The sequence below is a fragment of the Microbulbifer mixtoriginis (SeqCode) genome, from assembly GCF_052467515.1.
In genome coordinates this window covers 4,410,125-4,424,001 of sequence record NZ_CP174314.1, presented here as the reverse complement: position 1 = coordinate 4,424,001, position 13,877 = coordinate 4,410,125, and the positions used below count along the sequence as shown (strand labels likewise).

10 protein-coding genes and 1 tRNA gene are annotated in these 13,877 nt (G+C 48.6%); 5 read left to right on the top strand and 6 right to left on the bottom strand.

Translation table 11 applies throughout. The features are described from left to right. Positions 1-65: 65 nt before the first annotated feature. From ACJJIT_RS19040 to rtcR, 3 genes are all read right to left on the bottom strand, one after another. On the bottom strand, positions 66-845 hold the full coding sequence (locus tag ACJJIT_RS19040; RefSeq protein WP_444899351.1) for a TSUP family transporter: 780 nt from the start codon (positions 843-845) through the stop codon (positions 66-68). A gap of 133 nt (positions 846-978) precedes the next feature. After that, a complete protein-coding gene (locus tag ACJJIT_RS19035) occupies positions 979-2,469 on the bottom strand; it encodes a C13 family peptidase (RefSeq protein WP_444899350.1) in 1,491 nt (496 codons plus the stop codon). A 60-nt stretch (positions 2,470-2,529) separates the two neighbouring features. Further along, complete coding sequence (rtcR, locus tag ACJJIT_RS19030; RefSeq protein ID WP_444899349.1) at positions 2,530-4,128, bottom strand: RNA repair transcriptional activator RtcR; 1,599 nt, start codon at positions 4,126-4,128, stop codon at positions 2,530-2,532. Positions 4,129-4,357: 229 nt separating this feature from the next. Between rtcR and ACJJIT_RS19025 the strand changes: the two genes are divergently transcribed. The 5 genes from ACJJIT_RS19025 to ACJJIT_RS19005 all read left to right on the top strand — a co-directional run bounded on the left by ACJJIT_RS19025 (position 4,358) and on the right by ACJJIT_RS19005 (position 10,132). After that, the gene (locus tag ACJJIT_RS19025; RefSeq protein WP_444899348.1) at positions 4,358-5,587 is read left to right on the top strand and encodes an RtcB family protein; all 1,230 of its coding nucleotides are present in this window, start codon (positions 4,358-4,360) and stop codon (positions 5,585-5,587) included. A gap of 184 nt (positions 5,588-5,771) precedes the next feature. Beyond that, a tRNA-OTHER gene (locus tag ACJJIT_RS19020) sits at positions 5,772-5,840 on the top strand. A gap of 374 nt (positions 5,841-6,214) precedes the next feature. Further along, the gene (locus ACJJIT_RS19015) at positions 6,215-7,375 is read left to right on the top strand and encodes a slipin family protein (protein WP_444899347.1); all 1,161 of its coding nucleotides are present in this window, start codon (positions 6,215-6,217) and stop codon (positions 7,373-7,375) included. 405 nt (positions 7,376-7,780) lie between these two features. Beyond that, entirely contained in the window at positions 7,781-8,665 is an 885-nt protein-coding gene (locus tag ACJJIT_RS19010; RefSeq protein WP_444899346.1) for a helix-turn-helix domain-containing protein, read from the top strand. Positions 8,666-8,731: 66 nt separating this feature from the next. Continuing rightward, positions 8,732-10,132, top strand: a complete 1,401-nt coding sequence (locus tag ACJJIT_RS19005) for an amidase (protein WP_444899345.1) — start codon at positions 8,732-8,734, stop codon at positions 10,130-10,132. 242 nt (positions 10,133-10,374) lie between these two features. On the opposite strand, the gene ACJJIT_RS19000 is transcribed toward ACJJIT_RS19005, so the two are convergent. The 3 genes from ACJJIT_RS19000 to ACJJIT_RS18990 all read right to left on the bottom strand — a co-directional run bounded on the left by ACJJIT_RS19000 (position 10,375) and on the right by ACJJIT_RS18990 (position 13,788). Next, the gene (locus tag ACJJIT_RS19000; protein ID WP_252084091.1) at positions 10,375-10,818 is read right to left on the bottom strand and encodes an SRPBCC family protein; all 444 of its coding nucleotides are present in this window, start codon (positions 10,816-10,818) and stop codon (positions 10,375-10,377) included. A 54-nt stretch (positions 10,819-10,872) separates the two neighbouring features. After that, a complete protein-coding gene (locus ACJJIT_RS18995; protein WP_444899344.1) occupies positions 10,873-11,547 on the bottom strand; it encodes a CHRD domain-containing protein in 675 nt (224 codons plus the stop codon). A 390-nt stretch (positions 11,548-11,937) separates the two neighbouring features. After that, entirely contained in the window at positions 11,938-13,788 is a 1,851-nt protein-coding gene (locus ACJJIT_RS18990) for a histidine kinase (RefSeq protein WP_252084093.1), read from the bottom strand. Between the last annotated feature and the right edge of the window lie 89 nt (positions 13,789-13,877).

The following is a 13,877-nucleotide window of genomic DNA, read 5'->3' as shown; positions in this document are numbered from 1 at the left end:
GATTGCAAGAATAAGCCGGCGTATAACCGGCAAATTATTGATACAAGCGGTAAAGCAGCTTGTTTTCAGATAAAACCTATCCATCCCATAGCGTGTGCGTATTTTATTAGCATTCCGCTACACATCAGTACGACTACCCCTCTCAAATAGGTGGGGTTGATTTTAAAAAGGCAGTGTGACCCTATCCATGCACCTATGACTTGTCCAGCCATCATCAGGATACCTATAACCCACACCACTTGCCCTGCAACTAAAAATACCAATAAAGAGGCTACGTTGGTGGAGAAGTTAAGAGGCTTTGCCATTGCGGTGGCTGTCAATAAATCTTGTCCTCGGCAAGCAATGCCTGACAAAGTGAAAAATGACCCAGTCCCAGGCCCAAACATGCCGTCGTAGTATCCAATAAATGGAATTACCCCATATTGATATTTCTTGCTAGATAGTTTTGGTTCATCATTATTCTGAGCTATAGCCGGAGAAATCAGAAAGTAAATAGCAATAAATAACAGTACTATAGGGATAACAAAAGATAAGATGTCAGTATTGATAAGTTGTACGGCTATGGTTCCAATAGCTGCTCCAATAAAGGCGGATAGCATCAACCTCCTAACCCCATCCCAGCTTACCTTTTTACCCTTAATCATAATATAAGTGGCTGTTGCTGTACCGATACTGCCTTGTAATTTATTGGTACCTAAGGCAGATAGTGGTGGAACACCGCTTAAGATTAAGGCCGGAACGGTTATCAGGCCGCCGCCACCCGCTAATGTATCGAGTAGGCCGGCAACAATAGCAACGAAAAATAAGATAAGTAATAACTCTGTAGAGAAGCTAGCGAAATCCAAAAAGATACCTCCTTTCGCTTACTGTTAGATTTATTAGCTAATAAAGCCTGAATATTTTTTACAGGAAGAAACATTTATAAATTTCCCGCCAAACTAATAAGAAATAACTTATTTCTGACGAAGAAATACCCGTCTAATTTGCTTTCTCTTTCCCCTGCCACCACATCAGGAAGTCCTCTCCCACTGAATACTGGGGCAGGGAGTGGCGGCTTCTGCTAATTTCCTGCTCCTGCTCCATTTCGGTTACTTTTAATTTTGTAGCTTCAAACCAGGCTTCAGGATTGTCCACACCTTGGTTAAGGGCCTCACCGTAAAGGGCTGAGCTAAACCAGGTGCGCTGAGAGTCGTCACTGCAACCAAAGGAGCTACGGTCGGCAGCGGCTGAAGTAAAGATTACTCTGTTGGGGTTATTTAAAGCTCCTATCCACTGTCCGGAAAAGCAAGCCGAAATTATGATCCATTGGTGCTGAGCGTTAATATTGTCTAACCACTGTTGCCCATCTTTTAGAGATAGGTCGTTAAGTGGTATTTCACCTTCGGCAATTTTGAAGTCTCCATTGCGAGCACCATGGCTTACAAGGTGCACCAGAAGCAAATCTTCTTTGGGGTCCATCAGTTGGTCTAAAGCTGTTAGACTTTCCTGGATACTGGTTCGAGTGGCCAAGGGAAAACCGTAACCCCCGCCGTTACTAAGGCGCAGCAGTCGCTGGTCGATATCAAAAGCTTCATCTAGGCGTTCTGCCACCCACTCCAGCTCCCTTGCAAATACCGGAGAGGTACCATCACCACCTACTAGTAGTGTGTAAATATCACGGATGCCGGGTCTTTGTGGGGGCAGTGCGTTTATAGCGTTTCGTAAGCGTTCACTCTCACTGTAGAGGCGGGTTTCCGCTTGGGCGCCGGGTATATTCGCCAGTGCGCGCCAAGCAGCTTCGCTAGGGTAATAAATACCTTCGGAGAAATAGCCAGGTTTCTCGATAATGTTGCCTTCAGCATCCGTACTAATTTGTATTCCTTCACCCTCAGCTTCCCCATAGCTGAATGTGGCATGGATCACAGTACCGTCAGGCTGAGTGAGTTCACCCTCTCCAGAGTATGCGCCGTACTCGAAGCCGCCGGTATAACGATAGCCATCGCTATCCGAGTAGTTGCCTTGTATTAAATAGCCGTTTTCAAAAGTGCCCTGATAAAGGCTGCCATCATCGGTACTGAGTTTGCCTTCGCCATGAGGGTCAAAAGCCAAAAACTCGCCATTATAAATGTCACCGTCATCCCAATTTAACGTACCGTTTTTTAGCTCCCCTTCAAGGAATTCGCCTATCCACACAGTTCCATTGCAGGTATAGCGACCTTTGCCGTGGGGCTCCCCATTGAGAAATTCGCCTTCATAAGTACAACCATCATTTCCGGTTAATACGCCTTCGCCCGTCATGCGGCCTTCTCGAAAGTTGCCACGATAAAGGCTTCCATTGGGCCATTCGAGTTGGCCCTGCCCATGAAATAGGCCGTTTAACATATCGCCTTTGTATACCGAGCCATCTGGCAAGGCGGTTCCGCCTGCAAACTGAGTTGGCTCGCAGGCACTGAGTAAAAAAATAAGCGGGGAAAAGTAGATAGATCTCATTCCATGATCCAGCATCAGGGTTTAGGAATGAGACTAACAAAAAATGGTGCTAGGCGACCTCTATGTTTTATTCAGTTGGTCGAATTTAAGACCGTATTTATCTAAAAGTTGGCGTATCCGGTGAGAGTCGTTATTGGATTTTTTTGCTGTGCGGCTCACTTGAAACAATTTGCGCCCGGCCGCCGCCATAGAGTTGGACTCCTCACAAACTTGAATCAGTCCCGCCAGCTTGATCTGCTCGTAGTAATCCATCTGTTCGATGCGGTCACGGCCCAACAACGTTTCAATACGGGCCAAGGGCAGTGATGACTTACTCTGTGGGCTTTGCCACTTAATCTGTAATCTGTGAATTTCCTCCTCCACTACCTGGGTCGTGATACGCCCGCCGTCGGCGAGGGTGCCCATGCGCAGGATACTGGCGTTAAGATCGCGAAAGTTCGCTGACCAGCTGGCCTCTACCGAGCGGCCAAAGTTCAGGTACCTCTCTCGCGCCGCTTTATTGAAGCTCACCAAATGGCCAGACTTTGTGGAGAAGGCTTCAAGCTCAAAGTCGATATTGGGTTCCAGGTCTTCAATACGCTCACGCAGAGAGGGTAGGCGGTAGGTCCATAAGTCGATACGGGCCAGCAGGTCTGCACGAAACTTACCCTCGCGACTGAGCTGTACTAGATCCCGGTTGGTGCCAGCGATCAGCTGAAAGTGACTGCTCACTTCTTTATCTGAGCCAAAGGGCATAAAGCGCTTTTGCTCTATGGCCCGCAGTAGCATTGCCTGTTCGTCCAGTCCCAACTCGCCAATCTCATCCAGAAATAGCAGCCCCTTATCCGCCTCCATTAATAGTCCAGGGCGGTGTGTGGTGGCACCGGTAAAGGCCCCTTTGCGGTGGCCGAATAGGGCCGACATGGCATTCTCACCGCGCAGGGTGGCGCAGTTTACTGCTACCAGGCCTCCTTCCAATTTTCCACGCTGTTTGCGTAACTCATAGACACGCTGGGCCAGCTGAGATTTTCCTGCCCCCGTCGGTCCTGTAATGAGAATGGGCGCATCGGAGCGAATAGAGACCTGCTCTAACTGCTCGATCATCTGGTTAAAGGCCTGGTTATTGGTTTCGATGCCGCCTTTCAGGTAGGTGGTGCCCTCCTGGTGTTCTCGCTGGAAACGTGAGGCAATCTGGTCGTACTTGGATAGATCCAAATCGATAATCTGGTACTGACCCGGCAAATTACTGTTTTTCTGTGCAGGAGAAGTTTGCAGCAGGCGCCCAGGGAAGTATCCGGCCTCTGTGAGCAGGTAGAGGCAGATCTGGGCCACGTGGGTGCCAGTCGTGATATGTATCAGGTATTGCTCCTGATCCGGCTTAAAAGCGTAATCGCGGGCGAAATCCAGCAGGTTGCTGTACACACTCTCGAAATCCCAGGGGTCATTGAAGTTGACCCGGTGATGAACCACGTCGGTTTCAGGGGAAATACGTGCAATGTCCTCAGTGACCTGGTCTGCCAGGTTTTTCGAGTGGTTGTCGAAAAGGAGCTCCAGCCGATCGATCAGCAGGTCATCGTGCTGGCACATAGAGATATTGGGGCGCCACTTGTCCCAACGCTTGTCACTTGTACCGCGCCGGTCTTTAGTCGTGCCGAGAATACTGATAGCTACTGTTTTCATACTATCTAAAATAATAAATAGCTATCTTAAAAGATAGATTTTCTATACATCTTACTGGGCTAACCCTCCCTTAGAACGCTACCGATAAAATAATTTATTCATAAAAAACAATGAGTTACAGAAATTTGAAAAGTTTCTGCAAAAGTTGGCACTCAATTCGCTATATCAATGGCAAAAGAAGCGCGTGAAGTGGTAACGCGGTTTCATGAGATTCTTAAAGGAGCGAGAGATGAAACCATTGCCGTATGAAGTGATGCAGGCAGGTGGGGTACCGATTAAGTCCTGGACCTTAGGTGTGCCCTTTGAAGAAGAAGCCAGGGCTCAGCTTAAAAATATTTCGCAGTTGCCTTTTATCCACAAGTGGGTGGCGGCAATGCCCGATGTACATCTGGGCAAAGGCGCCACCATTGGCAGTGTGGTACCCACCCTGGGAGCGGTAATCCCCGCAGCCGTGGGTGTGGATATTGGCTGTGGCATGATGGCAGTCCGCACCAGCCTCACCGCGGCACAGCTGCCAGATAACCTGGCGGGTGTCCGCTGTGCCATTGAGCGCGCTGTACCTCACGGCCGCACTGGTCGACACCGGGGTAGGGGCCGGGATAAGGGTGCTTGGGAGAATCCGCCGGACGATGCACTTGCCGGCTGGGCGCCGTTGGCAGCGCAGTTTGAAGTGCTGAAAGAGAAACACCCAGTTTTGAAAAATACCAATAATATCAATCACTTGGGAACGCTTGGTACCGGTAATCACTTTATTGAGATGTGCCTGGATGAGCAAGGCAGCGTGTGGCTGATGTTGCACAGTGGCTCTCGTGGTGTGGGTAACCGTATTGGTACCTACTTTATCGAAAAGGCCAAGCGGGATATGGAACGCTGGCATATCCACTTGCCCGATAGTGACTTGGCCTATTTCCCCGAGGGTAGCGAGCATTTCGATGACTATGTGCGGGCGGTGGAGTGGGCGCAGGAATTTGCTCGCATCAATCGTGAAGTCATGATGGTACGCACTATTGGCGCGGTGAAGCAGGCACTGGGTATGGATTTTGAGGCGCGCATGGAGGCGGTAAACTGCCATCACAATTACGTTTCCCGCGAACAACACTATGGCAAGGAGGTACTGGTAACGCGCAAGGGCGCTGTAAGGGCGCGTGTTGATGAAATGGGCATTATTCCCGGAAGTATGGGGGCCAAGTCTTTTATTGTGCGGGGGTTAGGAAACGAGGAAAGCTTCTGCAGTTGTAGCCATGGTGCCGGGCGGGTGATGTCCCGCACCAAGGCGAAAAAACTGGTATCCCTGGAAGAGCATCGCGCGGCTACTGTCGACGTGGAATGCCGTAAAGATGAAGGTGTGATCGACGAAACCCCATCGGCCTACAAACCTATTGAGAAGGTTATGGCAGCACAAAAAGACCTGGTGGAAATCGTTTACACCCTCAAGCAGGTAGTCTGTGTCAAAGGATAGTTAGCACCGGCCAGGGATAAGGCGTTTAATAGTGAGGAATGTCGGAAGTTATGCCTAAAGGGCAGGCTCTCCGCAAGCAAGTTTGAATGTTTGTGTTCCAGTCAGCGGAGTCGGTTCTGTATGCCGGCCTGGCACCCCCGACGCTGGCGGTAGGTGTACCCACTGGGGCAATCTTCAAACGCCTACTTTGTAGCTCAATTGGTAGAGCAACCGTTAAATCGGTTTGTTACAGGTTCGATTCCTGTCAAAGTCACGTCGCCTGGAAAGCGACTTTAAGGGAAGGCGAGAGCCTGGGGTTCGAGTCCCCACAAAGAAGCCCTCTTTGTTGAAATCTATCCGGGGCCTACAGTGCCTTATGGTTTCGGTTATTGGGAATTGCAGCAATAGCTAGCCATAAAGGCACGCCGGCGGCAGTGTCGCCTTGCGTGGGTTTACGCTGTGCGTGTGGATTACAGCATTTGCATTGATTCTATTTTGGCCAAGGATGTTGGCTTCGTTACCCAGGATGGGTGCAAGAAGAACTTTGCAGAACCGCTGTATTTTGCACCCTCTGTGTATAAGCGTTGGGCCACTCTGAGATCGAGTGGGCCCCACCCTAAAGGAATAAAATGATAAGAGATCGGAGAAATGAAGTCTCTCTTTAAAATATGGAAGATTGTCAATGTGGCTGATAACGAGCGAGCACTACTGTTTCGCCGCAGCCGATTTGAAAGGGTGCTGCCACCAGGGCGTCACCGTATTTGGCTGCTCTCAGGTGATGTACGGGTGGAGACCTATGATATTACTGAGGTGGTTTTTGATGCGATTAAAGCAAAATTCCTGCTGAATACTTATAGCGAAGTGTTAGGTGAATATTTGCAGTCCTACGAATTGTCTGATCAACAAGTCGGACTTTTCTATCGGGATGGTAACCTGGTAGATATCCTTCCCCCTGGTTCATACCGGGCCGTATGGAAAGGAGGGGAAACCGTTCGTGTAGGTATTGTGGATATTTCCAGGGAATACACCATTGATGACAATGTACTGGGGCTTCTCGGTCGCGGTGCCTGTGCAAGCCAAATACGCATCGCTGCTCAGGCGGTAAGTTATAACGAAGTTCCCGATGAGCATGTGGGTCTTTTAGTTGTCAATGGAAAGTTGGAGAAAGCGCTGCAGCCGGGTCGCTATGGATTTTGGAAATACAATCGCTCTATCGCAGTGAAATTGATAGATATGCGCCTGCAAACTATTGAAGTGAGTGGCCAGGAAATTCTAACCAAAGATAGAGTTAGCCTGCGAATCAACTTAAGTGGCAGTTTCAAGATTACAGATCCACAGCGGGTGGCATTGAAGCTCAGTGATTATAAAAACCATATTTATCGTGAATTACAACTAAGTTTGCGTGAAGCGGTGGGTACCCAGACTCTGGATAGCTTATTAGCAGATAAAGATCGACTGAATATTGTTATTGCAACGGCTATCCATAAAAAACTAGCGCTTTACGGTATCGAGATTGTCAGTGTCGGAGTGAAAGATATTATCTTGCCAGGCGATATGAAGATGATTCTTAATCAGGTAGTGGAAGCACAGAAGGAGTCTGAAGCGAATTTAATAAAGCGTCGTGAAGAGACCCAGGCTATGCGTTCCCTGCATAACACTGCCAAGATGATGGATAACAATCCTACATTACTGCGTCTAAAAGAATTGGAATCCTTAGAGAAAGTCAGTACACGCATCGATAAAATATCAGTTTATGGCGGCCTAGAAGGCGTGCTTAATGATTTGGTGAAGCTGCGTCCAACAGCTTAAGGTAGCAAGCTACCAAGTAAGCTTTGAGTTTTAAGGACTTAGGCAGTGACTAAGATAGGCGGTGCTCAGGGGAAGGGCTGCAGACAGATTTCGCGGACTTCCCTTACTTTGTCCTTATGCCTGGGAATGCCGATTCTTATTAAAACTATTCGTGCAGGCCGTAAAAGCTTAGCTTTTTAAATCGTATTGTCACCGCTATTGTTGACCAGTGGAGTAAGCAAATTATGCTTTGAAAGCTGTGTCTACAATAAAAAACAATTTTAGATTTTTCCAAAAAAAATTTTTTGTCGACGTTAATACGTATGGGTGCAGAAAAAGAAGTTGGACGAAGATATAAATACTGATCATTTATCGTTATAGGTTCTTCATGAGAGAAATCGGTTCAAGGGTAACTAAAATAATCCGATGAAGAGGTTAGATAAAAATAGAAATAAAGTAACTCAAGCAGCGCAGTTAATTGAGGAAAACCTTCATAGAAATTTGAAAATTACCGATATTGCTAATCATGTTCATCTGTCGCCTTTTCATTTTCAACGATTGTTTTTTGCCTATATGGGAGAACCTGTGAATCGCTATATTGCGGTGCGCCGTCTGGAGGCCGCAGCATTGGAACTCACCAACACTCCAAACGTCAACTTACTGCAGCTTGCACTTAATTGCGGTTTTCAAACCCATAGCGCGTTTTCTCGGGCATTCAAAAAACAGTTCGGAATAAGCCCCTCTGCTTTTCGCAACTCTCCCGAAGCCACAGAAACAGGTGTGCAACAGGGCCGCCCTTATTTGATCAATCAGCCGCCGCGCCAGGTGATTGAGCCAGTCGAGATCGTCACTCTACGACCATTTTATTTTCGGTTTCAACAGTCGAGAGGAACCTATGAAGGCCAGTTTTTCCACAAGAGTGATTTGGATATTGGTGCATATTTTTTAGCGCTACTGAAAGAGGCAGTGCCGCCGGATCAATTCTTGATGAGCTGTTTTCCTAACCCCCCCCAGACGCTCAATGATGATACCGTTACAGTTTGGTACGGTGGAGCCTACTCAGAACGCCTGAACAACAAAAAAAGCTATAATTGGCGCATGTTCGACGCTGGAACATGGGCGGTCTTTGAACACTGGGGGGATTACAAGTTCCTCTACCAAACTTGGAACCAGATTTATCGCAACTGGCTTGCTCAGACAGCGTATAGGCTGCGTGATGAATTTCCGTTCGAAACTTATTCGGGAACACCGAACTACGTCGACCCAGCAAAACAACTCACTCGTATTTATATTCCACTCAGAAAAGCATGATAGGAACAGCAGGTTTCCACTTTACTTGCTAAATTCGTCCGGAACAAAATTGTTCGGGATTAAGCGATGCAACTTCATCAATACTCAGCTACCCAGATTTGTGCAGCCTTGTCGGCAGGCGATATCCAGGCCAAAGAGGTAATATACCACCAGCTAGAACGTATACAGCGCCTCAACCCGATGATCAATGCCGTTGTAACACTCAATGACAACCAGCCTACAAGTAACATGCGTCCGTTGGCGGGTTTGCCCATCACCCTGAAGGATCAAATTTACTATCACGGGATGGCCTGCACATTCGGGTCGGAACGTTTCAAGGGGTTCCACCCTACCCAAACCGCATCTGCCGTGGAACGACTGCTCAATGCTGGTGCTCAGGTTATGGGTAAAACGAATCTCCCGCCCCTCTCGATGGACTTTCAGTGCAGTAATACTCTATTTGGCACCACTAACAACCCTTGGAATTTAGAATACACACCGGGGGGGAGTAGTGGTGGCGGCGCAGCTGCGATAGTGGCGGGGATGAGCTTTGTCGATATTGGTACAGACTTGAGTGGGTCTTTGCGTATCCCCGCCTCATTTTGTGGTGTGTTTAGCCTTCTGCCGAGCGAGGATGCCATTCCCATTGATGGGACTATGCCAAACGAGGCTGCACCGCTGAAGCATTTTGCTCGAATAGGGCCGATTGCCAGAACTTGCGATGACTTGGACCTGGTATGGACACATATGAATAACCAGCCAGACGTTGGGCAGAAAGAATTTAAAATGCCAAAGGTCAACTGGAGTGTCGATAGCGGCGGGATTGAAGTTTGTAAGAGCATCGTTAAATGTTTTGAAAATGCGAAAAACGCATGGGAAGAATCTGGGGTTCACGTAGTACAGGCTCAACCAAAAGATTTCGATTTTAAACGGGCACGTCGCGCATTTGGTGAAATTATGGGGTTTGAAACAAGCGCTTTAATGTCGGCGCCTGTACGTTTTCTTGCCAGCATTCTTGGGCGTGCAAGTGCGCGCCGTTCACCAGAGTTTATCGCGAATGTCATGCTTGGTTATCGCCACAATAAAAGCCGCCTTAGCAATGCAATTGACGAAAAAAAGATATTGTCTGGTGCTATTGATGCCTTTTTGGCTGATAACAGTGTATGGGTGTTGCCCGTTACGGCGACTTCGGTTTTTAAGCATATGACACCAACCAGCGATCGCAATGGTGTGCGTGATTACGCCCTCCCTATGTACATCAATGAGCAACCGGTAAATTATTTTGATGCGATGGCAGCCTTTACAACGCCGATTTCACTGACGGGTCATCCAGTTGTGACCTTACCAATAGGATTTGATGGAAACGGGCTTCCGATCGGAGCACAGCTGATCGGCCTTAAAGGCCAAGAGAAAGAGCTTATCGAAACTGCGAAACGCTTACATAACATTCTGAAACCACACCAGTGTCCCATGTTTACGAATGGCTAATAGTGGTTTCTTTGTGTCAGTTAATCGGTGTTGCTATCAGTTTTTGGTAAGAGGATGAGGGTTAGTGGCGAGAGGTAGTCGGTAAAAATTGAAAAAATATGTGCCAACAGTAGGTAAAAGGGCATTGAGATGCCCTACATCTTTAGGCATTCATTGCCCTAAGTTAATATTCTATTGCAACGGTAACGGCAGAATTCACCAGATTTTTTGTGAAATCTGTCCTTATAGGGCCGTCTATATCGCTAGTAGCTGTTTGGCTTGCCGGCCCCATCTTTGAGGTAATCCTGAAGACTTTCCTGCAGGTAATAATCCCAGCCACTTTTACACATATCCCAACATTTCATTTCTGGAGATAGACCAATATGGGTAAATTTAATCAGAGTTCCCGTATTCTCCTCAGAAAATTCGAAACGCAGAGTACTGCCTTTCCACTCCTCGGGGTCATCTACGTTATCGGAAACCATATTGGATTCAGTACATTCAAGCTCAATCAATTTCTCGGGCTTCAATATTTTGGCGCGAAAGACCCAGTAAGATTGACCTTTGAAACCGGTTTTGGCGATGTCGCCGACCTTTAGGAAGGGTGCGCTTACCGGAGTCCACCACTGGGACATTTTTTCGGTTACTGCCTTGTAAGCATCTTCCCGGGAGCTTGGGCTAAAAAATGATGTAGTGTAGTTGGACATCACCGTTCTCCATAGGGTCATCGAAGCTGGGTCTGGAAGGCATTGCCAAGAATGCTATTTACCTTTCATTAGCAATCCAGAGATTTCACCCTTGGGGTCTAGTTTGCTGTGCATATTAATAAAGACCTTTCCATCCATTAGCGCTTTTCGATAAGGCTCTTCCACCATCCATTTACCCATAATAAATCCACTGGTGCCCTCGGAGCATTTCTTTTCCAGTCCGTGTTTATCCTTATCGGTTTTGGTCTTGGGCCAATCGGGAACCATGCCGGGGTTTGTCGGCATTCCACAGATAGTTTGGATAATCGGACCGCTCGCTTTGCCGGGCTTGCAGATAGGCGGCTCTTTGCCATCGCCAGCGCATTGCATATGGAAATGCGACATGGCTACCCCACCGGGTGATAGATCGCTGTAGCCAACCATAAAACTCAGCATATGTGTCTGGTTGTTGTAGGCGCCAATAAAGAAGCCACCCGCATCTTTAGGGGTTTGTGGATTTACCTTTTTACCGAGCATATTTTCGTTAGCGGTGGTCAGGTCAGCCTTAAAAATGGTAAACCGCTTGTCATCTCCGGCATCGGACCAGGCTTTCTCGCCAGATCCATGTTTGGCAGTTGGTGAGTCTTTTTCTTTTTTATTGTGGTTATCTGCAGTGGTGAAAGTGGAATAGGCCAGTAAAAACATCGCCATTATTAAATAAGCGATTTTGGGTAATGAACTGAGTTTCATAAACCTCTCCTCTATATTGAGTCGATCTTGTTATTACCTATACGAGAAATTTAATGCCAGACGCTTAATAGCACTCATATTCACTATGAAGAATGGTGTAGATCATGGATGGCTGGCGATAACTACTTGTAGCATATGTGCTTGGTTCTGGCCGCTTAGGGCCAATTTTGGAGACAGTATTTTTTACTGGGTATCTTGGGGAATAAAGGAATTCGTGGAAACGGGATATCCGGCTTCAAATGAAGCGATGGGTATAGGGAGGATGCAGCCAGAAAAAAATTAGGGTTATCGAAAAAAATTATTAACGTGCATTTTCGCTAAATTTAAAATACTGGATACAGTGATTGCTCATCCGTACCCAGTGACTCTGTTATCGAGGATGGGGCGCTATTATCCCGCATCCTTCCAAACCAATTCCCGCTCCCGGGCATAAAGGGGAATAAAGTTAAATTGTACCTCTGTGCCCCCCTGCGTACGCCGCTGAATATTCAATTTTCCATTCAGATTACTGGCGCGCTCCTGCATGATTGACATACCGAAGTGGTTGCGTTTTTCCGGTGCGTTGCTGATACCCACACCGTTGTCGCGGATGCGCACATTGAGCGATTGGTTATTAGCCTGAATCATGCTGATTTGCACCATATCGCCCTGAGAGTGGTATACGGCATTCTGGGTAGCTTCGCGTACCAGCTGCAGCAGATGGATTTCCTCGTGGGGAGTGAGCGGCACTTCATTGAGGTGATAGTCGAGCAAAATAGTGATCTGCGGGTGTTGTTCGCGATAGGCGAGGATGGATTGCTCGAGGATATTGCGTAGGCCGCCAGGGCCTATCTGCAGCCTGAAGGTGGTGAGCAGTTCGCGCAGCTGGCGATAGGAGGAGTCCAATCCCTCTTTTAGCTCGGTAATAATCTCCTTCACCTTGGACTTATCCACCTGCTCGCTGCGATTGGCGCGATTGAGCCTAGTGACTTGGATTTTCAGGTAGGACAGCGATTGGGCCAGGGAGTCGTGCAATTCCCGCGCGATGATCGCGCGCTCATCCAGAAGGGCAACGCGGCGCTCTTGGGCCTCGCGCTCGTTGATGGCAATGGCGGCGGTGACGCTGTCGGCAAAGGTGGCCAGGCGCTGTTGCTGTTCCTCATCGAGGCTGTTGCCTCTGGGCAGAGTACACATCAGTACGCCGTAATTGCGCTTATCCACTTCCAGGGGGAAGCGGTACACGCGGAACTCTCCCTCATCGGAGGGACCGCAGGTGCTCACGCAAACACGACAGTCACTGCCGCTGCACTGGCTGTTGCCAAACCCCTGTACCAGATGTTCGTAGGGGGCTTCGCCTTCGGGTGTCATCAGGCACAGGTCCAGGTTGTTCAAGTCGGCGACATTGGCGAACTCGCCCAGCCATTGCCCCAGCTCGGACCCGGCCAGGGGCCCCTCGCTAATACGCCGTGCCAGTCGGTATTGGAAATCCAGTGCCTCGTGGCTCTTCTGTAATTGAGCGGTTTTTTGTTCGACGCGGTGGGCCAGGTCACGATGGGTTGCGTGAATCTCGTCGCTCATATAATTGATGGTGCGCGCCAGAACCCCCAACTCGTCTTCGCTGTCGATCTCCAGGCGATTTTGGTTGAAGTTCCCTTGGGCGATGCTCATTGAGCGGCTGATGAGTTGCTTCAACGGTTGCTCCACGGAGCGATGGAGTATGTACAGGGACAGGTAAACAAGCGCCACTATGGCGAACAGGGAAGCCACCTGTACCAGGCGCAGCAGGCTGATTTTTTCCTCGGCGATGGTTTGATAGTCCAGTACCAGGGTGTCTACATCGTGAATAAATGGTTCCAGGTGGGTGGCCAACTGCAGGGAATCCATGCTGGTGCGGCCGGCGGCAATGGATTCCAACAGTGGTCGAATCTCTTCCTCCCAGCTGCTGATCACCTTGCGGTAGTTGCGCGCCGCGCGCAGGTTATCGCTGGCACTGAAGTCGGAAATACTCAATACACGGCTCAGGCGCGAAGTCACTTCGTTCGATAGTGTGGCGGTGGCTTCCATATCACCAGAGGGTGCTGTCGCTGCGAGCCGGTAGCTCATAGCGCGCAGGGAACCGGCCAGGTTCACTGCGGCGGCATCGTTTTCCGCGGCGTCAGAGATAATGTAAGAGGCCACCATGGAGCTCAGCGCGACTAACACTGTGAGCAGCATCAGGGTGCCGATTCGATAGACGATGGACTGTCGGATTCGATTCAACATATCAGTTCACTTCGATCTCGGGCCGCTGTTGGATAGCCTCTATTGTGCCGCTTACAAGCGCTCAAATTTGTGAGTACCACCAAAGAGTG